The organism is Pseudomonas sp. SA195, assembly GCF_054131565.1.
In genome coordinates this window covers 2,457,111-2,482,282 of the sequence record NZ_CP096392.1, presented here as the reverse complement: position 1 = coordinate 2,482,282, position 25,172 = coordinate 2,457,111, and the positions used below count along the sequence as shown (strand labels likewise).

The window sequence follows — 25,172 nt, the reverse complement described above, 5'->3', positions numbered from 1 at the left end:
GTGGGTTGTCACGCTGTGACCTTTACGTTAACGTAATCCCGGCCCGAAGCAACTGTCAACTCATCGACAGGCCGGGCTGCAGGGCCTCATAACAAACATAAGACCGAGGATTTATGACATGAGTCTTCCGAGCTACACCTGCGGACCGCAAACCAAACCCCTGCTGGCGATGACCATTGGTGCGGCATTCGACCGGACGGTCGAGCGGTTCTCCGAACGTGAGGCCTTGGTCGTACGGCACCAGAACCTGCGTTACACCTGGGCCCAGCTGGCCGAACAGGTTGATCGCTGCGCACGCGGGCTGCTCGCGCTCGGATTGAAGGCTGGCGAGCGGGTGGGCATCTGGTCACCGAACAACGCCCAGTGGTGCATCACCCAGTTCGCCACGGCCAAGATCGGCGTGGTGCTGGTGAACATCAACCCGGCCTATCGGCTGAACGAGCTCGAATACGCACTCAAACAGTCCGGCTGCCGTTGGCTGATCTGTGCAGATGCATTCAAGACGTCCGATTACCACGCGATGCTCAACGACTTGCTGCCGGAGCTGGAACGCTCGGCGGTGGGCGCGCTACAGAGCCATATGTTGCCGGAGCTGCGCGGCGTGATCAGCCTGTGCGACACGCCTGTGGATGGCATGCTGCTCTGGAAAGGCTTGATGGACATGGCCGAGCAGGTCGGTCCGGAACAGCTGCGCCAGTGCAGTGAGCAGCTTCAGTTCGACGATCCCATCAACATCCAGTACACGTCCGGCACCACCGGCTTCCCCAAGGGCGCCACCCTTAGCCACTACAACATTCTCAACAACGGTTACATGGTCGGTGAGAGCCTGAAACTCACCGAGCAAGACCGGCTGGTCATCCCGGTGCCGCTGTATCACTGCTTCGGCATGGTCATGGGCAACTTGGGTTGCGTCACCCACGGCACCACGATGATCTATCCGAGCGCCGCCTTCGAGCCGCTCGCCGCGCTGCAGGCTGCGACCGAAGAAAAAGCCACTGGCATGTACGGCGTGCCGACTATGTTCATCGCCATGCTCGATCACCCGGAGCGACAGTCGCTCGATATGAGCAGCCTGCGTACCGGCATCATGGCGGGCTCTACGTGCCCCATCGAAGTCATGAAGCGCGTCATCGATGACATGCACCTGGCGGAGATGCAGATCGCCTACGGCATGACTGAAACCAGCCCGGTCTCCACCCAGACCGGTCCGGACGATGACCTCGAACGGCGCGTCACCAGCGTCGGTCGTACTCAGCCGCATCTGGAAAGCAAAGTGGTCGACGAGCACAACCGCATCGTGCCGCGCGGGCAGATTGGCGAGCTTTGCACCCGCGGCTACAGCGTGATGCTCGGCTACTGGAATAACCCGGAAGCGACCGCAAGCGCGATCGACGGGGCGCGCTGGATGCACACCGGCGACCTCGCGATCATGGATGACGAGGGCTATATCAAGATCGTCGGGCGCAACAAGGACATGATCATTCGCGGCGGCGAGAACGTGTATCCACGCGAAATCGAGGAATTCCTCTTCACTCATCCTGCGGTTGCGGATGTGCAGGTGATCGGCGTGCCGGACAAGACCTACGGCGAGGAGATCGTCGCCTGGGTCAAGCTGCACCCCGGGCACGAGGCCAGTGAGGAGGAGCTGCGCGGGTTCTGTAAGGGCCGCATCGCACACTTCAAAACGCCCAAGCACATCAAGTTCGTCGACGAATTTCCCATGACCATCAGCGGCAAGGTGCAGAAATTCAAGATGCGCGAAGTCAGCGTCGCTGAGTTGGGCCTGGACCACGCGTAAACGGGAGGGCGGCGGCCAGCCGCCCTTGATCTGCGCACATACCTAATACCGGAGCGCCCCATGGCAGATGCAATCAGCCGTTTCCCGCTTGTCGCAGACCTCGATTCGCTGCCTGCTGACGTGCGCGAGCGCATCCTCGCAGTGCAGGAAAAAGCCGGCTTCGTGCCGAATGTCTTCCTGATGCTGGCCCATCGGCCAGATGAATTTCGTGCTTTTTTTGCTTACCACGACGCGCTGATGGAACGCGAATCCGACAGCCTGACCAAGGCCGAGAAGGAGATGATCGTGGTGGCAGTAAGCGCGGACCACGGCTGCCTCTATTGCGTGGTTGCGCATGGCGCCATCCTTCGCATTCTGGCGAAAAATCCTCTGATTGCTGACCAGATCGCCGTCAACTACCGCACCGCGCCCATCAGCGAGCGCCAGCGGGTGATGATCGATTTCGCGCTTCATCTGGCGGCCAACAGAGGTGTGCTGGATGACGACTGGCAGGCGCGATTGACGAAACTGGGCTTCACTGATGGCGATATCTGGGATATCGGCTCCATAGCTGCGCTGTTCGGGCTATCCAATCGGCTGGTTTCGATGGCGCGCACGCCGCCGAACGAGGAATTCTATTTGCTGGGCCGAGTGCCCAGGGCTGCCGCAGGCTAGGCGTCAGCGTCAGGTTTACCACTTGCTGTGGTAAAGCCGAGTCGGTGGGAGAGTGAGGCCGGCTCTACAGCTGCATCAACCAAGACAATAACAAGAGTGATCACTATGCAACTGAAACCCCTTAGCCGTTATTTCATCCTCAGCAGCCTGGCGGCTACCGCCCTGGGTACCTCGTCGATGGCGTCTGCGGCGTTCCTGGACGACAGCAAGGCAGCCGTCGAACTTCGCAACTTCTACATGAACCGCGACTTCCGCAGCGGTACCGGTCAATCGAAAGCCGAGGAGTGGGCCCAAGGCTTCATTCTCAAGCTCGAATCTGGCTATACCGAAGGGCCGATCGGCTTCGGCATTGATGCCATCGGCCTGCTCGGCGTCAAACTCGACTCGGATCCCGAGCGGACTGGCACCGGCCTGCTGCCACGAGACCGCGAGGCGCCGAACAAGGCGCACGACGACTACGGGACCGCCGGCCTGACGGCCAAGGCCAAGGTGTCCAGCACAACGCTGCATGTCGGCACGCTGCAACCGATCATCCCCGTATTGATGCGCAACGACAGCCGCCTGCTGCCCAATGTCTACCGGGGTGCCTGGCTTCAGAGCAAAGAGCTTGAAGGCTTGACGCTCGACGCCGGTATGCTTGACCGCACCAGCTATCGCGATTCGTCCGATTACGAGGAGATGACCGTTTTCAACGGCGGCGCGCGCAACATCAGTCTGGGCAGCAGCACGACGAGCGATGAGTTCATGTTCGCCGGCGGCAAGTACCAGTTCACGCCCGAGCTGACCGCCAGCTATTACTACGGCGCGCTTGACGGGATCTACAAGCAGCACAACACACAGCTGGTGCATATCATGCCGCTGGGTGAGAACCAGAGCTTCAAGACCGACCTGCGCTATGTGCGCTCCACCGACGATGGTGGCAGCAACGTCGACAACAATGCTTTCGGCGCGCTGTTCACCTACAAGATCGGTGGCCACGGCTTCACCGGCGGTTATCAGAAGATGAGCGGCGATACGGGCTTCGCGTATGTCAGCGGTGGCGACAACATGCTGATAAACCTGTTGCAGATCAATGACTTCGGCAACCAAGATGAGAAGTCATGGCAGGTTCGCTACGACTATGATTTCGCAGCGGCGGGCATCCCCGGGTTGAGCCTGATGGCCCGTTACGTGTCCGGTGACAACGTCGCGCTGGCCGGCGGCGGTGAAGGGGAAGAGTGGGAGCGCGACACCGATATCGCCTATGTGGTCCAGAGCGGTCCGCTGAAGAACTTCGGCATGAAGGTGCGCAACGCTACCGTGCGGACCAATTTCGGTCGTGACATTGATGAGACCCGGCTGATTCTCAGCTACACGCTAGCGCTCTGGTAAAGCCGGCCGCTCTACGTAATACCTCCTCGTTGGTCTTTTTCCGGGCCGCCACCGGCCCGGCTTTTTCAAGATGTTTCACCAGTAGTCCTTGGCCGCGGGAAGCGCGTCACCAGTAAGCCTTCGCTCAATCGGGCGTTTGAAAACGGGGCTTGCCTGGCGCTGAAAACGGTTGTTATCGTTTACGTAAAGGTCATCCGGTGACCTGCGCCATAACCAACAACAATAATCAGGGTTAGAGGGCATCCCATGGCACCCGAGTTCGTGCTGGAAACGCGCGGCCTGACCAAGGAATTTCGCGGCTTCACCGCAGTGGATTCCGTTGATCTTCGTGTCCAGACAGGGCACATCCACGCACTCATCGGCCCCAACGGCGCCGGCAAGACGACCGTCTTCAACCTGCTCACCAAGTTCCTCACACCCACACGCGGCGACATTCTCTATCGCGGCCAATCCATCACCGGGATGAAGGCGAACCAAATCGCGCGATTGGGGCTGGTGCGCTCGTTTCAGATTTCCGCTGTGTTCGGTCACATGACGGTCCTGGAGAACGTCCGTGTCGCGCTGCAACAGAAGCTCGGCAATTCGTTTCATTTCTGGAAATCGGAAAACACGCTGCGCCAACTCGATGATCGCGCGATGCAGTTGCTCGCTGATGTCGACCTTGAGCATTACGCGCAAACCCTTGCCATCGAGCTGCCCTACGGGCGCAAGCGTGCTCTCGAACTTGCTACCACGCTCGCGCTCGATCCCGTGGTTCTGCTGCTCGATGAACCCACCCAAGGCATGGGCAGCGAGGATGTCGACATGGTGGTTGCGCTCGTCCGGCGCGCAGCGCAGAACCGTACGGTGCTGATGGTCGAGCACAACCTGAGTGTGGTCAGCCGCCTATGCGACCGCATCACGGTGCTGGCACGCGGCGCGGTATTGGCCGAGGGCGACTACGAGACGGTTTCGGCCAACCCGCAGGTCCGCGAGGCCTATATGGGCAGCGAAGCCCCGGCAGAGGAGGCTCACGCATGACGCCCTCGGCTGATCGGGACCAACTGCGAGTCGATGACTTGCACGCCTTTTATGGCGAATCGCACATTCTGCATGGCGTCGACATGGTGGTCGGGCGCGGCGAGCTGGTGACGCTTCTCGGGCGAAACGGCTCGGGTCGGAGCACTACGCTGCGGGCGATCATGAACATGGTGGGCCGGCGCACCGGCTCCATCGTCGTCAACGGTAACGAAACCATCGGCTTACCTGCTCACCAGATTCCGCGGCTCGGCGTGGGTTACTGCCCGGAAGAGCGTGGCATCTTCGCCAGCCTCAGCGTCGAGGAAAACCTGCTGCTACCACCCACGGTGCGTAGCGGCGGCATGGGCCTGGACGAGCTCTACGAGATGTTCCCCAACCTCTACGAACGTCGTTTCAGCCAGGGCACGCGGCTCTCCGGTGGAGAACAGCAGATGCTGGCAATGGCGCGCATTCTTCGCACCGGCGCCAACCTGTTGTTGCTCGACGAAATCACCGAAGGCCTCGCGCCTGTAATCGTGCAGAAGCTCGGTGAGGTACTGCTCAAGCTGAAGAAGCGCGGCCTGACCATTGTGCTGGTAGAACAGAATTTCCGCTTCGCCGCGCCCCTGGCCGACCGGCATTACGTCATGGAGCACGGCCAGGTCATCGAGGAAATCCACGCCGCCGAGCTGGATTCGAAAAAGGAGTTTCTGAACAGCTGTCTCGGGGTCTGACCCCTGCCAGAGGGATCTGCTGGCTCGCTGTAAGCCGGCGTCGTCATCAACCACCAACAAAAACAATCACAGTGGGTGAATATGAAAAATCTACGGAAAACCGCAGCCGCCGTTCTCGTCTCCAGCTTCATTGCCGGTGCCGCGCAGGCAGATATCAGTAACGACGAAGTCCGCATCGGCTACCTGGCTGACATGTCCGGCACCTACCGCGACCTCTCCGGCCCCGGTGGGCTCGAAGCGCTGCAAATGGCCATCGAAGATTTTGGTGGCACCGTCAATGGCAAGAAAATCGTCACCTTCAATGCCGACGACCTGAACAAGCCTGACGTCGGCGCCAACACGGTTCGCCAGTGGATCGACGAGCGCAACGTGGACATGGTGACCGGCATGGTTGCGAGTTCCGTCGTGTTGGCCGCCGCTAAGGTCGTGGAGCAGGGCGGCAAGCTGGCGCTCATCTCCGGCGCGGCGGCCTCCAGCATTACCAATGAATATTGCGCCCCGAGCCATATCCACTGGACGTACGACACCTTCGCGCTGGCCAACGGCACCGCTAACGCGGTGCTCAAGGATGGCGGCAAGAGCTGGTTCATCCTCACCGCCGACTACGCCTTCGGCCATGCGATGGAAAACGACATCAAGAAAGTCGTCGAAGGCGAGGGCGGCAGCGTGGTCGGCACCGTTCGCCATCCCTTCCCGAGCAGCGACTTCTCCTCCTACATCCTCCAGGCCCAAGGCTCCGGCGCCGACGTAGTCGCGCTGGCGAATGCGGGCGCCGACACGGTGAATTCGCTGAAAACCGCCAGTGAGTTCGGCGTGACCCAGTCCGGACAAAAGCTGGCCGGTATGGTGGTGTTTCTCAACGACATCCACGCCATGGGCCTGGACGTGACCCAAGGCTTGATGCTGACCACCGGCTGGTATTGGGACATGAACGAGGAAACCCGCGCCTGGGCCAAGCGCTACCACGAGCGTGTCGGGCGCATGCCTGGCATGGTGCCGGCTGGTATCTACTCGGCCACGATGCATTACCTCAACGCGGTGAAGGAGACCGGCAGCGATGATGTCGAGACCGTCCGCGCGCACATGGCCAAAACACCGGTGAACGACATGTTTGCCAAGAACGGGAAGATCCGCGAAGACGGCCGCATGGTGCATGACATGTACCTGGTGCAGGTCAAAACGCCGGAGGAATCCAAAGGCGAGTGGGACCTGTACAAGATCGTCAGCACCATCCCGGGCGACGAAGCGTTCCGTCCGATTGGTGAAAGCCAGTGCCAGAAGATGGCACCGAAGAGCTGACGGCCGAGCTGCCGCTGCCCGGCCATCTCTCGCCTGAGGGGCCGGGCATTCGAGGACATTCTCTGGTGGGTACCCCATGACTCTCGTATTCGGCGTTCCGCTGAGCGTTCTGTTCGGGCAATTGCTGCTCGGCCTGATCAACGGCTCGTTCTACGCGCTGTTAAGCCTTGGTCTGGCGATCATCTTTGGCCTGTTGCGCATCATCAACTTCGCCCACGGCGCGCAATACATGCTGGGTGCGTTCGCCGCCTTCCTCGGGCTGAACTACCTGGGCATCAACTACTGGATGGCCTTGCTGTTGTCCCCGGTGCTTATCGGGCTGTTGGGCATGGGCATCGAGCGCGGCTTGCTGCGCCGTATCGCGGGAGAAGACCACTTGTACGGTCTACTGCTGACGTTCGGCCTGGCGCTGATCGTCGAGGGCAGTTTCGTCAAACTGTTCGGCGTGTCCGGCTCGCCGTATCCGATGCCGGACCTGCTCAAGGGCGGGCACAACCTGGGCTTCATGTTTCTGCCGACCTATCGCGGCTGGGTGATCGTCGCCGCGCTGACGGTGTGCCTCGTGACCTGGTACATGATCGAGCGCACCCGGCTGGGTTCCTACCTACGTGCCGGTACGGAAAATCCGAAGCTGATGCAGGCGTTCGGAATCAACGTACCGGTGCTGGTCACCCTGACCTACGGCTATGGCGTTGCGCTCGCCGCGTTCGCCGGCGTGCTGGCTGCACCGATCTACGCCGTGACGCCGGGCATGGGCTCGAACCTGCTGATCGTGGTTTTCGCTGTGGTGGTGATCGGCGGGATGGGCTCGATCATGGGCGCGATTGTGACGGGCCTCGCCATGGGGCTGATCGAGGGCCTGACCAAGGTGTTCTATCCCGAGGCGGCCAACACGGTGATTTTCGTGATCATGGTGCTGGTACTGCTGCTTCGCCCGGCCGGGCTGTTTGGAAAGGAGGCATGACCATGTCGACCCCACAGAGCGTTCAGGGCTCGGTCTTGCCTGAATCTTCCCCCCAGGTGCGGGCCAATGCCGAGCGTGAGCGCCGCCGCGCCGCGCGACGGCGCCAGCATCTGTTCTACCTGGCACTGCTGGGTGTGGCGCTGGTGGCACCGTTTATGGTCTACCCCCTTTTTCCTGATGAAGCTGCTGTGCTTCGCGCTGTTCGCCTGCGCCTTCAATTTGCTGCTGGGCTATGCCGGGCTGCTGTCGTTTGGGCATGCAGCGTTCTTTGCCTGCGGCGGCTACATCACCGGTTACATGCTGAGTACCTACAGCGGGCTGAGTACAGAGTTGGGCATCATCGCCGGGACGCTGGCCTCGACGGTGCTGGGAGTGATCTTCGGCGTACTGGCTATCCGTCGCCACGGCATCTACTTCGCGATGATTACCTTGGCGCTGGCACAAATGGTGTTCTTCGTCTTCGTCCAGGCGCCGTTCACCGGCGGTGAAAACGGTATGCAGGGCGTGCCGCGAGGGCATCTGTTCGGGCTGTTCGATATGCAGAACAACATGGCGCTGTATTACTTCGTGCTCGCCGTCTTCGTGTTGGGTTTCGTGATCATCCAACGAACAATCCATTCGCCCTACGGACAAGTGCTCAAGGCGATCCGCGAGAACGAGCCGAGAGCGATTTCGCTGGGCTACAACGTCGATGCACACAAGCTACTGGCCTTCGTGATCTCCGCTGCGCTGACAGGCCTGGCCGGTTCGACAAAGACGGTGGTGTTCCAGCTGGCGTCGCTCACCGATGCGCATTGGCACATGTCGGGCGAAGTCATTCTGATGACCTTGCTAGGGGGCGTCGGCACCATTCTGGGGCCGGTGGTGGGGGCAACGGTGGTGGTCACGCTGCAGAGCTCACTGTCCAACGGGCCGCTAGGGGAGTGGGTGCATGTGATTCTCGGCGTGATCTTCGTGCTTTGCGTGTTGCTGTTCCGCTCGGGGATCGTGGGTTGGATCGAACGACTCATCAAACGCAATTTCAAGTAGGGGACGGTGGGAGGGTATCCAGACTCTCCCGCTAAGCAGCAGGAGAGTGGTCCCTAGGCAAAGCTATCGGGCTGAGGAGCGCGGGAGCTTCAATATCGTGGGCCGGCGGACTGATTGTGGGAGCCCCGACCCGGGCCGAATCTGTCTGGCGGCGAGTTAGCCCTGCGGTCACGCAGGGCCCTCGTTGCTCAGGCGTTTTTCCAGTTCGGGCTGCGCTTTTCCAGAAAGGCGTTAACGCCTTCTTTTTGATCCTGGGTGTCGAAGAGCTCCGCAAAGAGTTCGCGCTCAGCCGCCCACCCGGTGGAATGGTCATCATGGCGCGCGTTCATCACCAGGCGCTTGCAACGACTAACAGACGACGGGCTTTGTTTGCTTGCACCTTCGGCGAGCTTCAATGCCGCTGCAAGAGACTCGCCGCGCGGGACAACTTCCTCGACCAGCCCGATCTTTTCCGCGCGTTGCGCGTCAATGCGTTCGCCGCAAAGAATCATGCGCTTGGCCCAACCTTCGCCCACGAGCCACGGCAGGTTCTGCGTGCCGCCGGCGCAAGGCAGCAGGCCGACGCTGGCTTCGGGCAGTGCCATCTGCGCCTGTTCCTCGGCGATGCGGATATCGCAGGCCAACGCGCATTCCAGCCCACCGCCCATGGCATAGCCATTGATGGCGGCGATGGACACACCGCGAAAGCGCGTCAGCGCATCGAAGGCACGACCGAATAGGGCGGCAACTTCACTCGCGGCCGCCTTGTCGCCGTCGGCGAACTGCTTGAGATCAGCGCCGGCGGAGAAGAACTTCTCGCCTTGGCCGGTGATGACCAGTGCATAGACTTCAGGGTTTTCGTTGAGCTCCCCGATCATCCGTTCCAGGTCGGCGAGCGATTCGCGATCCCAGGTATTGGCGGGCGGATTGGCGATGGTCAGCAGGGCAGTATGGCCACGCATGTCGAGCTGGATCTTCTGGCTCATGTCGGTTCCTTCTTCTTCGAATGATTGGTGGAATGGCGTGAGGTGATGCAGTGATTGACGAGCCTAGCAGCGAAAAAATAGTAAACCCATGCCGCGAAATGCAGAGGTATTCTGTTTTTTTGCACAGCGAGCCAAGCTGCCCGCTTGATGAACGATGGAGTCGGTAGTGGATTGGGACAACCTGCGTTATTTCCTCGAACTGTCCCGCGCGGGCAAGTTGACCATTGCAGCGCGGCGCCTGGGTGTCGATCACACCACCGTCGCGCGGCGGGTGCAGGCTCTGGAGAAATCGCTGGATCGGCAATTGTTCATCCGCGCCAAGGCGGGCTATCGCCTGGCCGAGGCCGGGCGTGAGCTGCTCGCTCAGGCCGAAGCCATGGAGAGCGCCATCGCCAGCATCGAGCAGCCCAGCCTGACGGGAGACAAGCTATCCGGCCAGGTTCGCATCGGCGCCACGGAAGGCTACGGCACGCTCATGCTCGCCGGCCAACTGGCCAGCCTGACGCAGGATTATCCGCACCTGGGCGTGGACCTGCTCGCCGTGCCGCGCTCGGTGCGCCTGGCGCGGCACGAGGCTGACATCGTCATCACGCTGGAACGTCCTGAGCGCGGCCCCTACGTCATCACCAAACTCACCGATTATGTCCTGCGTCTCTACGCATCGGAGGCCTACCTGGCGGCGCACCCGCCTATTCGCAGCCGCGAGGATCTGAGCGGTCACGTATTCGTCAGCTATATCGAGGACCTGCTCTACAGCAAGGAGCTGTACTTCCTGGACGAGATCGTTCGCCCGCGTCAGCATTCGCTGCGCAGCACCAGCATCATGGCCCAGCAGGAGGCGGTTGCGGCCGGTGCGGGGCTGGCGATTCTGCCGGCGTTCTCGGCGCGCCAGGAGCCGCGACTCAGGGAAGTGCTGGTCGAGGAGATCGAGTTCACCCGTACCTTCTGGATGCTGATGCCGGTCGAAAACAAGGATTTGGCGCGCATGCGGGTGTGTTGGGACTTCCTGCGCGACGTAGCCGCCAAGAGCCACGACGTGATGATGGGACGCGCATGAGCCGAGACAGCAAGGGAAGCATATCGGTCCGGCTGGTCGAGGAGGCGCTACGCGCGTTCGTCTCCACGGGCCTGCCTGCGGAGCTGATCATTCAGCAACTGGGGCTGGAGCCGATCGCGCTGGACGACCCGGACATACGCATCGACGTAGCCGACTACAGCCGCCTCTGGCGTCGGCTCGCACGGCACTTCGATGATGAATTCTTCGGCATGGACGCGCGGCGCCTGCGCGTCGGCAGCTTTGCCTTCGCCTGCCGCGCCGCCATGGCGCAACCCAGCCTGGAACGCGCGCTGGATGTAGTGCTGGGCTTCTTCGGACTCTCGCTCGAAGGCTTTCGCGGCCGGCTCGTGCGTAGTGAGAGTTTGGCGGAGGTCACCCTTCAAGAAACCGGCGAGCCGCTGAGGGCCTTTGGTTATTTCACGTTCTGGATGCTGGTGCATGGGCTGGCCTGCTGGCTGGTCGGGCGCCGTATTCCGTTGCTGGCCGTCGAGCTGCGCTGCCAAGAGCCCACCTACGTCGATGACTACCGGGTAATGTTCTCGCGCAATTTGCGCTTCGGCCGGCCGCGCACGCGGATCATCTTCGCGGCCGAGGTGCTCGACCTGCCGGTCCGCCGCAGCGAGCAGGAGCTGCACGGCTTTCTCGCCCAGGCGCCGGCAAACATTCTGGTCAAGTATCGCGACCCCACCAGCCTGGCCAGCCGTATCAAGGCGCAGCTGCGTGAACTGCCGGCGGAGCAGTGGCCAACCAGCGAACGGCTCTCGAAAAGCCTCTGTGTGTCCGCCTCGACCCTGCGCCGCCGGCTGGCCGATGCCGGGCAGCCTTACCAGGCGATTAAAGATCAGATCCGCCAGGAAATGGCCACTTTGTGGCTGTCGGACGCCTCCATCACCTTCGCCGAAATCGCCGAGCGGTTGGGCTTCGCCGACGTCAGCTCGTTCTACAAAGCCTTTCGCAAATGGACCGGGACCAACCCTGGGCAGTATCGCGGGCTGATTCTTCGCGGCGACGAAGCGCATCAGTTGCCAAGCTAACGTGCAGCATTCATCGAGCAAGCCCGTCGTTTAGCCAAGAGTCGCTTCCGCTTTTGCAGGAGCCGGCTCTGCCTGCGACCGGTGTCCAATAACCGACACCCTGTGGAGGCCGAGCCTTGTGGTCGCGGGCAGAGCCCACTCCTACAGCGGTCATGCATAACCGCACATGCTTTTGTAGGAGCAGGCTCTGCCTGCGACCGGTGCCCGATAACCGACACTCTGTGGAGGCCGAATCCACGGGTCGCGGGCAGAGCCCACTCCTACAGCGGTCAGGCATGAAACGCAGCGCTTTTGTAGGAGCAGGCTCTGCCTGCGACCGGTGTCCATGACCGAGACCAAGTGGGGGCTACGTTGGCCAAAACAGTCACTGCTATTGCGTGCAACGACCATTGCCGGTGGCTATCGCTCTAATGAAGATGAACTCAATCGAACGGGCGCCGGTTGTGCAGCGTCCCGAACATCTTCGTGAGGTCGTGCAGTGAACATTCAAGACAAGATTTTCCTGATCACCGGCGGCGCATCCGGTCTGGGCGCGGCCGCTGCCGAAACCTTGGTCGTCGCGGGTGCGAAGGTGGTGCTCGCCGATATCAATGCCGAGCTGCTGAGCGAACGCTGCGAGGCGCTGGGTGCTAACGCTCACGCCGTGGTCACCAACGTATGCGACGAAGCGGCGGCACAAGCGGCAGTCAACGCAGCGGTCGAGCATTTCGGCGGCCTGCACGGGCTGGTCAACTGCGCCGGCGTCGCCAGCGGCGAAAAGATCCTCGGCCGCCAGGGCCCGCACGGGCTGGCGAGCTTCAGCAAAGTCATCAACCTCAACCTGATTGGCAGCTTCAACATGCTGCGCCTGGCGGCCGAAGCCATCGCGCGTGGCGAGCCGGATGCCCAGGGCAATCGCGGCGTGATCATCAATACGGCTTCTATCGCCGCTTACGACGGGCAGATCGGCCAGGCGGCCTATGCAGCGTCCAAGGGCGGCGTCGTGGCCATGACGCTACCGGCGGCACGTGAACTGGCACGTCACGGCATCCGCGTCATGACCATCGCGCCCGGTGTGTTCGAGACGCCGATGATGGCTGGCATGCCTCAGGAAGTGAGCGACTCGCTCGCATCGGGTGTGCCGTTCCCGCCACGTCTGGGCCGCGCCAGTGAGTACGCGGCGCTGGTCCGCCATATCGCCGAGAACGACATGCTCAACGGCGAAGTGATCCGCCTCGACGGCGCGCTGCGCATGGCCGCCAAATAATCGGGAGACAGATGATGAACAACGATCCAATCGTGATTCTAGGCTCGGCCCGCACCCCCATGGGCGGTTTCCAGGGTGATCTGAAGAGCCTCAGCGCGCCGGAGCTGGGTGCCGCAGCGATTCGCGCGGCGGTGGAGCGCAGCGGTGTTGCCGCTGAGCAGGTGCAGGAAGTGCTGATGGGTTGCGTACTGCCGGCCGGTCTCGGCCAGGCGCCGGCCCGTCAGGCGGCACTCGGCGCGGGGCTGGGCAAGGCGACCGCGTCCACCACGCTGAACAAGATGTGCGGCTCGGGCATGCAGGCGGCCATCCTTGCCCACGATGCGCTGCGCGCCGGCAGTGTCGATTTGGTCGTCGCCGGCGGCATGGAGAGCATGTCCAACGCCCCCTACTTGCTGGAAAAGGCGCGCGGCGGCTATCGCATGGGCCACGGCAAGGTGCTCGACCATATGTTCCTCGACGGCCTTGAAGACGCCTATGACAAGGGCCGCCTGATGGGCACCTTTGCTGAGGATTGCGCACAGAATCATGGCTTCACCCGCGAGGAACAGGACGCTTATGCGTTGACCTCGCTGCAGCGTGCGCGTGATGCCATTTCCAGTGGCCGCTTCGCCAGCGAAATCGTCCCGCTGGAGGTCACCCAGGGCCGCGAACAGCGCACCGTACGCGACGACGAGCAGCCGCCTAAGGCGATGCCGGAGAAGATTCCGTCGCTGAAGCCCGCATTCCGTGAAGGCGGCACCGTAACGGCGGCCAACTCCAGTTCGATTTCCGACGGTGCTGCAGCACTGCTGTTGACGCGGCGGTCCCACGCCGAGCAACTCGGGGTGAAACCCCAGGCCGTGATTCATGGCCATGCGGTGTTCGCCGACGCGCCTAACCTGTTTCCTACCGCGCCCATTGGCGCCATCCACAAGCTGCTCGAGCGCACTGGCTGGCGCCTCGACGAAGTCGATCTGTTCGAGATCAACGAGGCGTTTGCGGTGGTGAGCATGGTCACCATGCGCGAGCTGGGGCTCGACCACGCCAAGGTCAACGTCAATGGCGGCGCCTGCGCCTTGGGCCATCCAATCGGTGCGTCCGGCGCCCGGATTCTGGTCACCTTGATCGCTGCGCTGCGTGACCGCGGTCTGCGCAAGGGCATCGCGGCCATCTGCATCGGTGGTGGCGAAGCGACTGCCATGGCCGTCGAACTGCTCGACTGAGGACTCGTCATGCTGCTCAACGAAGATCAAACCAGCATTCGCGACATGGCCCGGCAGTTCGCTCAGGAACGCCTCAAACCCTTCGCTGCCGATTGGGACCGTGAACATCGTTATCCGGCCGAGGCGATCAGCGAGATGGCCGAACTCGGTTTTTTCGGGATGCTCTGTCCCGAACAGTGGGGCGGCAGCGACACCGGCTATATCGCCTATGCGCTGGCGCTGGAAGAGATCGCGGCCGGGGACGGCGCCTGCTCGACCATCATGAGCGTGCACAACTCGGTCGGCTGCGTGCCGATCCTGCGCTTTGGCAATGAGGAGCAGAAACAGCGCTACCTGACGCCGCTGGCCAGCGGTGCGCAAATCGGCGCCTTCGCCCTGACCGAACCCCATGCCGGCTCCGACGCCAGCAGCCTGCGCACCCGTGCGCGGCGTGACGGTGACAGCTATGTGCTCAACGGCGCCAAGCAGTTCATCACCTCGGGCCAGCGCGCCGGTACGGTAATCGTCTTCGCTGTGACCGACCCGGACGCCGGCAAGCGCGGTATCAGCGCCTTTATCGTGCCGACCGACACGCCCGGTTATCAGGTGGTGCGCGTCGAGGACAAGCTCGGACAGCACGCCTCGGATACCTGCCAACTGGCGTTCGAGGACATGCGCGTGCATGAATCCCAGCGCCTGGGCGAGGAGGGCGAGGGCTACCGCATCGCCCTGGCCAATCTGGAGGGCGGCCGTATCGGCATTGCCGCTCAAGCGGTCGGCATGGCCCGCGCAGCGTTCGAAGCCGCCCGCGACTATGCTCGTGAGCGTGAGGCGTTCGGCAAGGCCCTCACCGAACATCAGGCTGTCGCTTTCCGCTTGGCCGACATGGCCACGCAGATCGCCGTCGCCCGGCAGATGGTGCTGCATGCCGCTGCCTTGCGTGAAGCCGGCCAGCCGGCACTGGTCGAGGCCTCCATGGCCAAGCTGTTCGCCTCCGAGATGGCCGAGAAGGTCTGCTCGGCGGCGATCCAGACGCTGGGTGGCTACGGCTATCTGCAGGACTTCCCAGTGGAACGCATCTATCGCGATGTGCGGGTCTGCCAGATCTACGAAGGCACCAGCGACATCCAGCGGTTGGTGATCGCGCGTAATTTGGGCGAGTAGATCGGTCCTGCGCCCCACCGGCGCGCGCCTACAATTGCCCGATCACAAGTCAGGGCTGCGCGCCGGAGAGAGCAAATGCACATCGTCATCCCCAATGATTACCAGGACGTCGTCCGTTCGCTGGAATGCTTCAGGCAGCTCGACGGGCATCGGGTGACGATCTATCACGATGCGGCGGAAGACCCCGAGGTGCTCGCGGAACGGTTCGCTGACGCCGACGCGTTGGTCCTGACTCGCGAACGTACAGTCATCGACGAAGCGTTGTTGGCTCGCTTACCCAATCTCAAACTCATCAGCCAGACAGGCAAGGTCGCGGCTCACCTTGACCTTGATGCCTGCACACGCCACGGCGTGGCGGTGATGGAGGGGCGTGGCTCCCCCATCGCGCCGGCGGAGCTGGCCTGGGCGCTGATCATGATGGCGCGGCGGCAGCTGTACCCCGCCATGCAGGCGCTGTACGCCGGGCAGTGGCAGGTGAATCTAGGTGACCGGTTGTATGGTCAGACGCTGGGCATTTGGGGCTACGGCAAGATCGGCCAGCGCCTGGCCCGTTATGCACAGGCGTTCGAAATGCCAGTGTTGGTCTGGGGTAGCGAGGGGTCGCGACAAGCAGCGGAGCGTGACGGCCATCGCGCAGCAGCAAGCCGCGAAGCATTCTTTGCCGAGGTGGATGTGCTGAGCCTGAACCTGCGACTGGTCGAGGCGACCCGGCACATCGTCACTGCTGCGGATCTCGCACGGATGAAGCCCTCTGCGTTGCTGGTCAATATCAGCCGCGCAGACCTTATTGCGCCCGGCGCCTTGCTCGCCGCGCTGGACGCCGGACGGCCCGGCTACGCGGCGCTGGACGTGTTCGAAGACGAGCCCGTTACCGGCCCGGAACATCCCTTGCTGCGCCATCCCAGGGTGCTGTGCACGCCGCATCTCGGATATGTGGAGCGGCAGGGTTACGAACTTTACTTCGGCGACGCCTTCGCCAACGTGGCGGCGTTCTTTCGGGGAGAGGCGTGCGAAGTAGCCAACCCAGGCGTGCTCGATGCGCTTCAATAGCAGCGGCGTGTGGCGATCGGGGTGGCGTGCGGGTGCGCGGGTCGCAGGTAGAACCTGCTCCTACAGGCGGGCTGCGGTGTGCTTTTGTAGGAGCCGCCTCTGGCTGCGACCGGGGTGATGCACGGGTGCGCGGGGGTCGCAGGTAGAACCTGCTCCTACAGGGGCTTCGGTGGGCTTTTGTAGGAGCTGCCTCTGGCTGCGACCGGGGTGATGCACGGGTGCGCGGGGGTCGCAGGTAGAACCTGCTCCTACAGGGGCTTCGGTGGGCTTTTGTAGGAGCTGCCTCTGGCTGCGACTGGGGTGGCGTGCGGGTGCGCGGGTCGCTGGTAGAACCTGCTCCTACAGGCGGCTGCGGTGCTTTTGTAGTAGCAGCCTTAGGCTGCGACTGGGCGGCGTGCGCGCGCCAGGTCGCAGGTAGAACCTGCTCCTACAGGCGAGTGCGCGGTGCTTTATGTAGGAGCTGCCTCTGGCTGCGACCCGGGTGGCGGTTTCAGATCGCCGACGCCGGCGCCTTTGGGCAGCTTTAGTCCCAACCGTCGGCGTTGAACGACGGGCGAATATTGCCGGGGGTGCGGGAGAATCGCGGCGCGGGGGCGGCGTGGAGAGCGCCGTCGATTGCGTGGTATACGCCACGTTGCTGCATGTGCGGATGCGCAGCGGCTTCTTCCAAGGTGAGGACCGGGGCAAAGCAGGCATCGGTGCCTTCGAGCAGTTCGCACCACTGGGCCTGGGTTCGGCTGGCGAAGAGGGTGGCGAGCTGTTCGCTTTGTGCCTGCCAATGGTCAGGATTGGCGCAGCTTTCTAGCAGGCTCTCTGAGGCGCCGATTCGCTGCATCAGCTCGGCAAGAAACTGTGGCTCCAGTGGCCCGATGGCGATGTCGCGTCCGTCGGCACAGGTGTAGCAGCGGTAATGCGGCGCGGCGCCGGAGAGCAGGTTGCGGTCGCGCTCCAGCGAAATGGTACCGCTGGGCAGCAGCCCGGCGAAGAAGGTCATCATCGACGACACGCCGTCGACGATGGCGGCATCGACCACCTGGCCCAAACCTGAGCGCTCACGCTCCCACAGTGCGGCCATGATGCCGAACGCCAGATACAACGAGCCGCCGCCGAAATCGCCCACCAGGTTGAGCGGCGGAATCGCCGGGCCTTCACGACCTCCAATGGCGGCGAGGGCGCCGGTCAGCGCGATGTAGTTGATGTCGTGCCCGGCACTCTGGGCCAAGGGTCCGGTCTGGCCCCAGCCGGTCATCCGGCCGTAGACCAGCCGCGGATTGCGCGCATGGACCTGTTCCGGCCCGAGGCCGAGGCGTTCCATCACGCCGGGTCGCATGCCTTCGATCAGTACGTCGGCACCCTCCGCCAGGGCTAGGCAGCGCTCGCGTCCGGCAGCGGTGCGGATATTCAGCGTCATGCGCTTGCGACCACGATCCGCGACCGGATTGGGCCAACCATTGCCACCCTCGCGCTCGATGCGGATCACTTCGGCGCCGAGATCGGCCAGCAGCATTGCGCAATGCGGGCCGGGGCCGATGCTGGCGAATTCCAACACGCGCAGTCCGAGCAGCGGGCCCTGGCGGGGTGTAGCGGTGGCGGTCGGCATGGGGCGCTCCTTATTTGTGTTTATGTTGAGCGGTTAGGCTCATTTGGCTGCGATCCGACCGGGCTAGTCAGCGAGTCATGACTGGAAGATCACGCTGCGGTGCCGTGGCGGAAGCCAAACGTCGAACTATGCGCTGCCGATTGCCGTGCGCATGCTCGCTCCTCGCGCCGGTGGACCGAAGCGTAATAAGAAATCACCACCTAGCCATCCTAACGATCGGTCCCGGCGCCGCGCCGTGCTGAAGCCGCTGCGAGATACGGCATGAACGTTCACAGAAAGCGTCAGCGGTCGCAGCAGAACGCCTCGCCGTTCTGCACTTGCTCCCAGCCGCGTCGTGCTAGAGCCGCCGCACGATGCGGCAAGTGTTGCAGTGCCTTAAGGGAACCGGGTCAAAGCGCAAACAGCTTGGTGCTCAACGGGGGGCGCTCGGTCTGGCCCCAGTCACATGCCCGCCGCATCCGCCGCGCTTTCCTCCTGCTCGATCAGGTGGTCGCGGTAGCGGTCGCGCAGGGTCTTCTTGTCGATCTTGCCGGTGGCGGTTAGCGGAACGCTGTCGAAGATCACGGCATCGGGCATCCACCATTTGACGATCTGCGATTCCAGGAACGTGAGGACCGTTTCGGCGCAGACCTCGGCATCATCGTGCGCTTCGATGATGAGAATCGGGCGCTCTTCCCATTTGGCGTGGGCCACGCCAACCACCGCGGCGATGCGCACGCCTGGGCAGCCGACGGCGATGTTTTCGATGTCGATCGAGCTGATCCACTCACCGCCGGACTTGATCACGTCCTTGCTGCGGTCGGTGATACGCATGTAGCCGTTCGGGTCGAGGGTCGCGATATCCCCGGTGTCGAACCAACCATCCTTGTCCAGCGCGCTGGCGTCGCTGCGGAAGTAGCGCTCGACCGTCCACGGGCCGCGTACTAGAAGCGCGCCGGAACTGACGCCGTCGTGCGGCAGCTCATTGCCCGCTTCGTCGACGATCTTCAGCTCGATGCCAAATTGCAGGCGGCCCTGGCGCGTCCAGATGGCCTCGTTGGTAGCGGCTTCGCCCAGGGCAGCCAGCTTGGGCGTCGGGGTGGCGACGACGCCGAGCGGGCTGGTTTCGGTCATGCCCCAGAGCTGGCGGACGCTGACGCCGTATTTCGTCTCGAACTTCTCGGCCAGTGCCCTGGGCACGGCTGAGCCCGCGATCACCAGGCACTTGAGCTGGCCGGTATCCTCGCCGGTGCGCTCCAGATGGTTGAGGTACATCGTCCAGATCGTCGGCACGCCGCCGGAGAAGGTGACGCCTTCGTTTTGGATCAGCTCCTGCAGGCTGGCGCCATCCATCTTGTCGCACGCCAGGACGAACTTGCAGCCATTGATCGCGGCGGTAAACGGCACGCCCCAGGCGGCCGCGTGGTAGAGCGAGGAGCAGGGCATGATGCAATCGAATGCCGAAAAGCCGAAGGCGCCGGTGAGGCCCGCGGCCATGGCGTGCAACACGACGGAACGGTGGCTGTAGACCACACCCTTCGGATTGCCGGTGGTACCGGAGGTGTAACAGAGCATGGCGCCGGCGTGCTCGTCGAACTGCGGCCAGTCGGTGAGCGGATCTGCTCGCTCGATAAGGGTTTCGTAGCTCAATGCGCCCACTTCGCCCGGCTCGGTGCGTTCGGCATCCGACAGCATGATGTAAGTGCGGATGTGCTCCAGCCGGGGCCGAACCCGCTCGACGACAGCCAGGAAGCTGCGATCGAACAGCAGTACGCCGCTGCCGGCGTGGTTCAGGGTGTAGATGATCTGGTCGTCCGACAGCCGCGGATTGGCGGTGTGCAGCACGGCGCCGATGCCCGGTACGGCAAAGAAGAGTTCGAAGTGACGATGGGTATTCCAGGCCATGGACGAGACCAAGTCGCCGGATTTGACGCCCAGGCTGCGCAGCATCGAGGCGGCTTGGCCGGCACGTTTGGCCAGTCCCGCGTAGTCGTAGCGCCAAAGGGGTTCGTCCACCAGCCGCGACACGATTTCACGGTCGCCATGGGCGAGGGCGGCGTGGGTGAGGATGCCGCTGATCATCAGCGGGGTCTGCTGCATCGTACCTTTGAGCATCTTCGTATCCTTTTTATTGTTGTTGGATGGCGGCTCGCGCCGCCGCCATCGGCCGTTCGGAATACTGCTTCGAGGTGGTCCTTCTCTACTGTTTGGGTTAGCGCTTGATCGCCAGCAAGCTGGCTCCTACAAAGCAGGGATCGTGCATTCCGTAAGAGCCAGCTTGCTGGCGATCCTTTTCGGTAACGCCCACTTGGACTGCGATCAGAGTCCGTAATTATTCAACTCACGCGCAATCAACAGCCGCTGAATCTCGCTGGTGCCTTCGTAGATCTGCGTGATCCGCGCGTCACGGTAGTAGCGCTCGACCGGGTAATCCTCGAGATAGCCGTAGCCGCCATGGATCTGCATCGCTTTTGAGCAGACGTACTCGGCAACTTCGGACGCGAACAGCTTGGCCTGGGAAGCCTCGGACAGGCACGGCAGATTGGCGCTGCGCAGGCGCGCGGCATGCAGGATCAGCAGACGCGCCGCGTTGATACGGGTGTGCATGTCCGCAAGCATGTTGGCCACGCTCTGGTGCTCGATGATCGGCTTGTCGAACTGGATTCGCTCGCGGGCGTAACCCAGTGCCGCCTCGAACGCGGCGCGGGCGATGCCCAACGCCTGCGCGCCGATTCCGATACGCCCGCCTTCGAGATTCGACAGGGCGATAGCCAGTCCTTTGCCGCGCGGGCCGAGCAGGTTGGCCTCAGGAATGCGGCAATCACGCAGGGTGACGCCGCAAGTATCCGAGGCTTTGATGCCCATCTTCTTTTCCATCCGGTCGACGACGAAACCGGGGTTGTCGGTGGGCACCAGGAACGCTGAAAGTCCCTTTTTGCCCAGCTCCGGATCGGTGACGGCGAAGACGATCGCGATCTTGGCGCGCTTGCCGTTGCTGACGAATTGCTTGGCGCCGTTGATCACCCATTCCCCGTTTTCCAGCACGGCGCGGGTGCGCAGGTTGTGCGCCTCGGAGCCGGCCTGGGGTTCGGTCAGGGCGAAGCAGCCGATGGCACGGCCAGCCGCCAGATCCGGCAGCCACTCATCCTGCTGCTCCGGCGTGCCGTATTTGAGGATCGGACCGCAGCCGACCGAGCTGTGAATGCTCATCAGCGCGCCGATGGCGCCATCGCCTGCGGAAATTTCCTCGACGGCCAGGGCGTAGGCGACGTAGTCAATGTAGGTGCCGCCCCATTGCTCGGGCACGATCATGCCCAGCAGACCGAGCTCGCCCAGTTGGGTCACGGTGTCGTCACCGATCCAGGCTGCCTGCTCCCAGGCTTCCGCCTTGGGCGCGATTTCGGCGCGGGCGAAGTCGCGCGCCATTTCGCGGATCATCCGTTGTTCTTCGCTCAGTTCGATGTCTTGCATAGCAGTTCCTATCAGACGCCGTCGAAGAAAGCCGCCACGCGCGCGGGCGCCACTTCATCCAGCGTAGGCGGGTTCCAGCGGGGATTCTTGTCCTTGTCGACGATGAGCGCACGCACGCCCTCGATGATGTCGCCTTCGTCGAACCACTGGCGGTCCAGGTGCAGTTCCATGGCGAAGCATTCGGCCAGCGACGCGTTCCGACCACGGCGGAGCATTTCCAGGGTCACACTCATCGATAGCGGCGAGCGGCTGTCCATGGTTTTCAATGTCTCGGCAGCCCAGTCTCGGTACTCGGCGCGGGTTTCGCTGGCGAGGGATTGGCGAATGGCGGCGACGTTGTCATGTGAGAAGTGTTCGTCGATGGCGGGCGCGAGCGTCTTGAACGGCGCATCGGGCAGCTCAGGGCTGCCCATGGATACCAGCAGGTTGGTCAGTGCCTGCAGCGGCGGCATGGACCAGTCCTGCTCGTCGAGACGGCGCTCCAGTTCGGCGAACTGCTCATGCGGCAGGCAATAGTCGGCCAGGCCCGCAAATAGCGAATCGGCAGAGCCCACATGGTGGCCGGTCAGGCCCATGTAGAAGCCGAGGTGGTTAGGCAGACGCGACAGGAAATAGCTGCCGCCCACATCGGGAAAGTAGCCAATGCCGACCTCTGGCATCCCCATCCGGGTGCGCTCGGAAATAACCCGCAGCGACGCGCCCTGAACCAGCCCCATACCGCCACCCAGCACGAAGCCATTCATCAACGCCAGAAGTGGCTTGGTGTAGGCGTGGATGTACTGGTCAAGCGCGTATTCCTCTTCGAAGAAATCACGGTGCAGGTTGTCGCCGTTCTGGTAGCTGTCATACAGCGAACGGATGTCGCCGCCTGCACAGAAGGCTTTCTCGCCAGCGCCGCGCAACACCACGGCGACCACATCTTGGTCGTCTGCCCAATCCTTCAACTGGCGGTGCAGCACGCGCACCATGTCCAGGGTGACGGCATTCAGGCCGGCCGGGCGGTTGAGGGTGAGATAGCCGACGCGGTTACGGAATTCAATCAGTACCGGTGCTTCTGCCTGGGTCATGTCTCGTCCTCTTGGCGGTAGAGTTTGATGATCGCGGAGAAGTCCAGCCCGCCATGGCCCTGCATGCTGAAGGCTTGGTAGAGCTGCTGCGCGAGACCACCGAGGATAACTGGCTGGCGCACCTGTTTGGCTGCCTCGCTGGCAAGGCCGAGGTCCTTGAGCATCAGATCGGTGCCGAAGCCGCCACTGTAGCCCCGCGATGCAGGGCCATTTTCCAGCACGCCTGGGAAGGGATTGTTGATCTCCGAGGCCCAGCAACGGCCGCTCGACGAATTGATGATGCCGGCCAACACCTTGGCATCCATCCCCAGCGCGACGCCGAGGGACATGGCCTCTGCAACGCCAATCATCGAGATGCCAAGCAGCATGTTGTTGGCGACCTTGGCCACCTGACCGTTGCCGGTATCGCCGCAATGGACGATGTTTTTGCCCATGGCGGCGAGGATCGGTTGGGCTTTTTGAAAATCCGCCTCACTGCCGCCGACCATGAAGGTCAGGGTGCCGGCGGCAGCGCCGACCGTGCCACCGGACACCGGTGCGTCGAGCATCGGATTGCCGTTCTCTGCGGCCGCGGCCGCGACTTCCCGCGCGGACATCGGGTCGATGGTGGACGAATCGATCAGCAGCACGCCGGAGGGGACATTGGCGAGAAGCCCGTCCTCGCCGAGGTACACCTGCTTCACGTGCGCAGCAGCGGGCAGCATGGTGATGATGGCCTCGACGCCAGCGCTTGCGACTGCCGCAGGCGAGGTGGTCTGCTTGGCACCGGCTTCGACCAGACCCGACACCGCAGCCGCGGAGAGATCGAATACAGTGACCTGATGGCCGGCTTTGAGCAGGTTGCGCGCCATCGGCCCGCCCATGTTGCCGAGCCCTAGAAATCCAATATGCATGGCCGTTTCCTTCTTGTTCTGATTGACGGCTGAAACGGCGCCAAGCAAAAGCCAGCGCCGATCCAATTACTTGAGGTTGATCGTGGTGTTCACCGGGCCGCCGACTTCGCTTTCGTCGAACCAGCGCTGGGTCACCGTCTTGGTCTGAGTGTAGAACTGCACCACCTGCTTGCCATACGGGCCGAGGTCGCCGAGCTTTGAAGCGCGTGAGCCGGTAAAGGAGAACATGGGCACCGGTACCGGGATCGGTACGTTGATGCCGACCTGGCCAACGTCGATCTCTTCCTGGAAATGCCGGGCGGCGGCGCCGGAACGGGTGAAGAGGGCGGTGCCGTTGCCGTTGGGGTTGGCATTGATCAGTTCGATGGCTTCATCCAGCGTGTCGACCTGCATCACGCAGAGCACCGGCCCGAAGATTTCCTCGCGGTAAATGGTCATGTCCGGCTTGACCCCGGAGAAGATGGTCGGGCCGACGAAATTGCCCTTCTCGAAGCCCGCCACCTGTGGATTGCGCCCGTCGAGGACCAGCTCTGCACCTTCGGACACGCCGCGCTCGATCAGCGAGCTGATGCGATCAAGCGCCGCGCAGGACACCACGGGGCCGACGTCGGTCCCGCTTTCAGCGCCCGCGTTCACTTTCAGTGTTTTGGCTTTAGCGACCAGATCTGGCAGCCAGCTCTGAGCTTCGCCCACCAATATCAGCACTGACAGCGCCATGCAGCGCTGACCGGCCGCACCGAATGCAGCGCCAACGAGGTTGTTGAGCGTCTGCTCCTTGTGAGCGTCGGGCAGGATGATGCCGTGATTCTTGGCCCCCATCATGCACTGCACACGCTTACCGGCCTGGGAGGCGCGGTTGTAGACGTGGGTGCCGACCTTGGTCGAGCCGACGAAGGAGACGGCTTTTATGTCCGGGTGATCGCAGATCAGGTTTACCGCATCGGCGCCGCCATGGATGACGTTCAGTACGCCCGGTGGCACGCCCGCTTCCAGCGCCAGCTCGGCCAGACGCATGGTGACCATGGGGTCCTGCTCGGATGGCTTTAGTACGAAGGTGTTGCCGGTGGCGATGGCCATCGGGAACATCCACAGCGGGATCATCGCCGGGAAGTTGAACGGGGTGATGCCGGCGCAAACGCCCAGCGGCTGCAGCAGGGTATAGGTGTCGACGCCGGTGGCGACGTTATTGGCCAGCTCGCCAAGCTGCAGGTTGCCGATGCCGGCGGCGTGCTCCACCACTTCGAGACCGCGAAACACATCGCCTTCTGCGTCTGGCAGGGTCTTGCCCTGTTCGGCAGTGAGGATGGCGGCGAGCTCCTTCATGTTTTCGCGGATCAGCTGCTGGTACTTGAGGAAGATCCGCGAGCGCGCGCCGATAGGCGTCTTGCGCCACGTTTTGAAGGCTTCCTTGGCACTGGCGACGGCGGCGTTCATTTCCGTTTCGGTGGCGAAGGGTACGCGCGCCAGCACCTCTTGAGTGGCCGGGTTGACGATGTCGCGCCACTCTTGCGTCGAGGATTCGACCAGCTCACCGCCGATCAGGAGTTTGACTGTTGGGATGGCACTTGACTGGGTCATGGCGAGTCCTAGCGATTGTTGTTATTGGAAGGCAAGTCG

The 25,172-nt window shown here is 62.8% G+C and carries 20 protein-coding genes and 1 pseudogene; 14 read left to right on the top strand and 7 right to left on the bottom strand.

The window, feature by feature from the left end; genetic code table 11:
* The first annotated feature begins 118 nt into the window (after nucleotides 1–118).
* The 8 genes and pseudogenes from M1D78_RS11380 to M1D78_RS11345 all read left to right on the top strand — a co-directional run bounded on the left by M1D78_RS11380 (nucleotide 119) and on the right by M1D78_RS11345 (nucleotide 8,848).
* A complete protein-coding gene (locus M1D78_RS11380; RefSeq protein WP_437419159.1) occupies nucleotides 119–1,798 on the top strand; it encodes an AMP-binding protein in 1,680 nt (559 codons plus the stop codon).
* A gap of 60 nt (nucleotides 1,799–1,858) precedes the next feature.
* A complete protein-coding gene (locus M1D78_RS11375) occupies nucleotides 1,859–2,452 on the top strand; it encodes a peroxidase-related enzyme (RefSeq protein ID WP_437419160.1) in 594 nt (197 codons plus the stop codon).
* Between the two features lie 105 nt (nucleotides 2,453–2,557).
* Nucleotides 2,558–3,823: an OprD family porin gene (locus tag M1D78_RS11370; protein WP_437419161.1), complete on the top strand. Its 1,266-nt coding sequence runs from the start codon at nucleotides 2,558–2,560 to the stop codon at nucleotides 3,821–3,823.
* A gap of 246 nt (nucleotides 3,824–4,069) precedes the next feature.
* Entirely contained in the window at nucleotides 4,070–4,843 is a 774-nt protein-coding gene (locus tag M1D78_RS11365; protein ID WP_437419162.1) for an ABC transporter ATP-binding protein, read from the top strand.
* Complete coding sequence (locus M1D78_RS11360) at nucleotides 4,840–5,556, top strand: ABC transporter ATP-binding protein (protein WP_437419163.1); 717 nt, start codon at nucleotides 4,840–4,842, stop codon at nucleotides 5,554–5,556. The genes M1D78_RS11365 and M1D78_RS11360 overlap by 4 nt, the downstream gene beginning before the upstream one ends.
* Before the next feature lie 81 nt (nucleotides 5,557–5,637).
* Nucleotides 5,638–6,855 (top strand): ABC transporter substrate-binding protein, encoded by a 1,218-nt coding sequence (locus M1D78_RS11355; protein ID WP_437419164.1) that lies wholly within the window; start codon nucleotides 5,638–5,640, stop codon nucleotides 6,853–6,855.
* A gap of 76 nt (nucleotides 6,856–6,931) precedes the next feature.
* The gene (locus M1D78_RS11350; RefSeq protein WP_437419165.1) at nucleotides 6,932–7,819 is read left to right on the top strand and encodes a branched-chain amino acid ABC transporter permease; all 888 of its coding nucleotides are present in this window, start codon (nucleotides 6,932–6,934) and stop codon (nucleotides 7,817–7,819) included.
* Between the two features lie 2 nt (nucleotides 7,820–7,821).
* A pseudogene (locus tag M1D78_RS11345) lies at nucleotides 7,822–8,848 on the top strand (branched-chain amino acid ABC transporter permease).
* 188 nt (nucleotides 8,849–9,036) lie between these two features.
* Here the strand turns inward: M1D78_RS11345 and M1D78_RS11340 are convergent.
* On the bottom strand, nucleotides 9,037–9,813 hold the full coding sequence (locus M1D78_RS11340; protein ID WP_437419166.1) for an enoyl-CoA hydratase: 777 nt from the start codon (nucleotides 9,811–9,813) through the stop codon (nucleotides 9,037–9,039).
* Between the two features lie 166 nt (nucleotides 9,814–9,979).
* Here M1D78_RS11340 and M1D78_RS11335 point away from each other — a divergent pair, with 166 nt between their 5' ends.
* From M1D78_RS11335 to M1D78_RS11310, 6 genes are all read left to right on the top strand, one after another.
* Entirely contained in the window at nucleotides 9,980–10,870 is an 891-nt protein-coding gene (locus M1D78_RS11335) for a LysR family transcriptional regulator (protein ID WP_437419167.1), read from the top strand.
* On the top strand, nucleotides 10,867–11,904 hold the full coding sequence (locus M1D78_RS11330) for an AraC family transcriptional regulator (RefSeq protein WP_437419168.1): 1,038 nt from the start codon (nucleotides 10,867–10,869) through the stop codon (nucleotides 11,902–11,904). Before M1D78_RS11335 ends, M1D78_RS11330 begins: the two co-directional genes overlap by 4 nt.
* A gap of 478 nt (nucleotides 11,905–12,382) precedes the next feature.
* A complete protein-coding gene (locus tag M1D78_RS11325) occupies nucleotides 12,383–13,150 on the top strand; it encodes an SDR family NAD(P)-dependent oxidoreductase (protein ID WP_437419169.1) in 768 nt (255 codons plus the stop codon).
* Between the two features lie 14 nt (nucleotides 13,151–13,164).
* The gene (locus M1D78_RS11320; protein ID WP_437419170.1) at nucleotides 13,165–14,352 is read left to right on the top strand and encodes an acetyl-CoA C-acyltransferase; all 1,188 of its coding nucleotides are present in this window, start codon (nucleotides 13,165–13,167) and stop codon (nucleotides 14,350–14,352) included.
* A gap of 9 nt (nucleotides 14,353–14,361) precedes the next feature.
* A complete protein-coding gene (locus M1D78_RS11315; RefSeq protein WP_437419171.1) occupies nucleotides 14,362–15,495 on the top strand; it encodes an acyl-CoA dehydrogenase in 1,134 nt (377 codons plus the stop codon).
* A 75-nt stretch (nucleotides 15,496–15,570) separates the two neighbouring features.
* The gene (locus tag M1D78_RS11310) at nucleotides 15,571–16,545 is read left to right on the top strand and encodes a D-2-hydroxyacid dehydrogenase family protein (protein WP_437419172.1); all 975 of its coding nucleotides are present in this window, start codon (nucleotides 15,571–15,573) and stop codon (nucleotides 16,543–16,545) included.
* Nucleotides 16,546–17,068: 523 nt separating this feature from the next.
* On the opposite strand, the gene M1D78_RS11305 is transcribed toward M1D78_RS11310, so the two are convergent.
* The 6 genes from M1D78_RS11305 to M1D78_RS11280 form a co-directional block, all read right to left on the bottom strand.
* Nucleotides 17,069–18,145 (bottom strand): CaiB/BaiF CoA transferase family protein, encoded by a 1,077-nt coding sequence (locus M1D78_RS11305; protein WP_437419173.1) that lies wholly within the window; start codon nucleotides 18,143–18,145, stop codon nucleotides 17,069–17,071.
* Between the two features lie 441 nt (nucleotides 18,146–18,586).
* Nucleotides 18,587–20,239 carry a long-chain fatty acid--CoA ligase gene (locus M1D78_RS11300; protein ID WP_437419174.1) on the bottom strand — a complete coding sequence of 551 codons (1,653 nt, stop codon included), beginning with the start codon at nucleotides 20,237–20,239 and terminating at the stop codon, nucleotides 18,587–18,589.
* A 204-nt stretch (nucleotides 20,240–20,443) separates the two neighbouring features.
* Nucleotides 20,444–21,595 carry an acyl-CoA dehydrogenase family protein gene (locus M1D78_RS11295; RefSeq protein WP_437419175.1) on the bottom strand — a complete coding sequence of 384 codons (1,152 nt, stop codon included), beginning with the start codon at nucleotides 21,593–21,595 and terminating at the stop codon, nucleotides 20,444–20,446.
* Nucleotides 21,596–21,606: 11 nt separating this feature from the next.
* Nucleotides 21,607–22,662 carry an enoyl-CoA hydratase/isomerase family protein gene (locus M1D78_RS11290; protein ID WP_437419176.1) on the bottom strand — a complete coding sequence of 352 codons (1,056 nt, stop codon included), beginning with the start codon at nucleotides 22,660–22,662 and terminating at the stop codon, nucleotides 21,607–21,609.
* Entirely contained in the window at nucleotides 22,659–23,555 is an 897-nt protein-coding gene (mmsB, locus tag M1D78_RS11285) for a 3-hydroxyisobutyrate dehydrogenase (protein ID WP_437419177.1), read from the bottom strand. The genes M1D78_RS11290 and mmsB overlap by 4 nt, the downstream gene beginning before the upstream one ends.
* 66 nt (nucleotides 23,556–23,621) lie before the next feature.
* Nucleotides 23,622–25,133, bottom strand: a complete 1,512-nt coding sequence (locus M1D78_RS11280) for a CoA-acylating methylmalonate-semialdehyde dehydrogenase (RefSeq protein WP_437419178.1) — start codon at nucleotides 25,131–25,133, stop codon at nucleotides 23,622–23,624.
* Nucleotides 25,134–25,172: the final 39 nt, after the last annotated feature.

Coding starts and splice junctions, on each gene's coding strand:
- M1D78_RS11380 (WP_437419159.1), top strand. CDS start 119: ATGAGTCTTCCGAGCTACACCTGCGGACCGCAAACCAAACCCCTGCTG.
- M1D78_RS11375 (WP_437419160.1), top strand. CDS start 1,859: ATGGCAGATGCAATCAGCCGTTTCCCGCTTGTCGCAGACCTCGATTCG.
- M1D78_RS11370 (WP_437419161.1), top strand. CDS start 2,558: ATGCAACTGAAACCCCTTAGCCGTTATTTCATCCTCAGCAGCCTGGCG.
- M1D78_RS11365 (WP_437419162.1), top strand. CDS start 4,070: ATGGCACCCGAGTTCGTGCTGGAAACGCGCGGCCTGACCAAGGAATTT.
- M1D78_RS11360 (WP_437419163.1), top strand. CDS start 4,840: ATGACGCCCTCGGCTGATCGGGACCAACTGCGAGTCGATGACTTGCAC.
- M1D78_RS11355 (WP_437419164.1), top strand. CDS start 5,638: ATGAAAAATCTACGGAAAACCGCAGCCGCCGTTCTCGTCTCCAGCTTC.
- M1D78_RS11350 (WP_437419165.1), top strand. CDS start 6,932: ATGACTCTCGTATTCGGCGTTCCGCTGAGCGTTCTGTTCGGGCAATTG.
- M1D78_RS11340 (WP_437419166.1), bottom strand. CDS start 9,813: ATGAGCCAGAAGATCCAGCTCGACATGCGTGGCCATACTGCCCTGCTG.
- M1D78_RS11330 (WP_437419168.1), top strand. CDS start 10,867: ATGAGCCGAGACAGCAAGGGAAGCATATCGGTCCGGCTGGTCGAGGAG.
- M1D78_RS11320 (WP_437419170.1), top strand. CDS start 13,165: ATGAACAACGATCCAATCGTGATTCTAGGCTCGGCCCGCACCCCCATG.
- M1D78_RS11315 (WP_437419171.1), top strand. CDS start 14,362: ATGCTGCTCAACGAAGATCAAACCAGCATTCGCGACATGGCCCGGCAG.
- M1D78_RS11310 (WP_437419172.1), top strand. CDS start 15,571: ATGCACATCGTCATCCCCAATGATTACCAGGACGTCGTCCGTTCGCTG.
- M1D78_RS11305 (WP_437419173.1), bottom strand. CDS start 18,145: ATGCCGACCGCCACCGCTACACCCCGCCAGGGCCCGCTGCTCGGACTG.
- M1D78_RS11300 (WP_437419174.1), bottom strand. CDS start 20,239: ATGCTCAAAGGTACGATGCAGCAGACCCCGCTGATGATCAGCGGCATC.
- M1D78_RS11295 (WP_437419175.1), bottom strand. CDS start 21,595: ATGCAAGACATCGAACTGAGCGAAGAACAACGGATGATCCGCGAAATG.
- M1D78_RS11290 (WP_437419176.1), bottom strand. CDS start 22,662: ATGACCCAGGCAGAAGCACCGGTACTGATTGAATTCCGTAACCGCGTC.
- mmsB (WP_437419177.1), bottom strand. CDS start 23,555: ATGCATATTGGATTTCTAGGGCTCGGCAACATGGGCGGGCCGATGGCG.
- M1D78_RS11280 (WP_437419178.1), bottom strand. CDS start 25,133: ATGACCCAGTCAAGTGCCATCCCAACAGTCAAACTCCTGATCGGCGGT.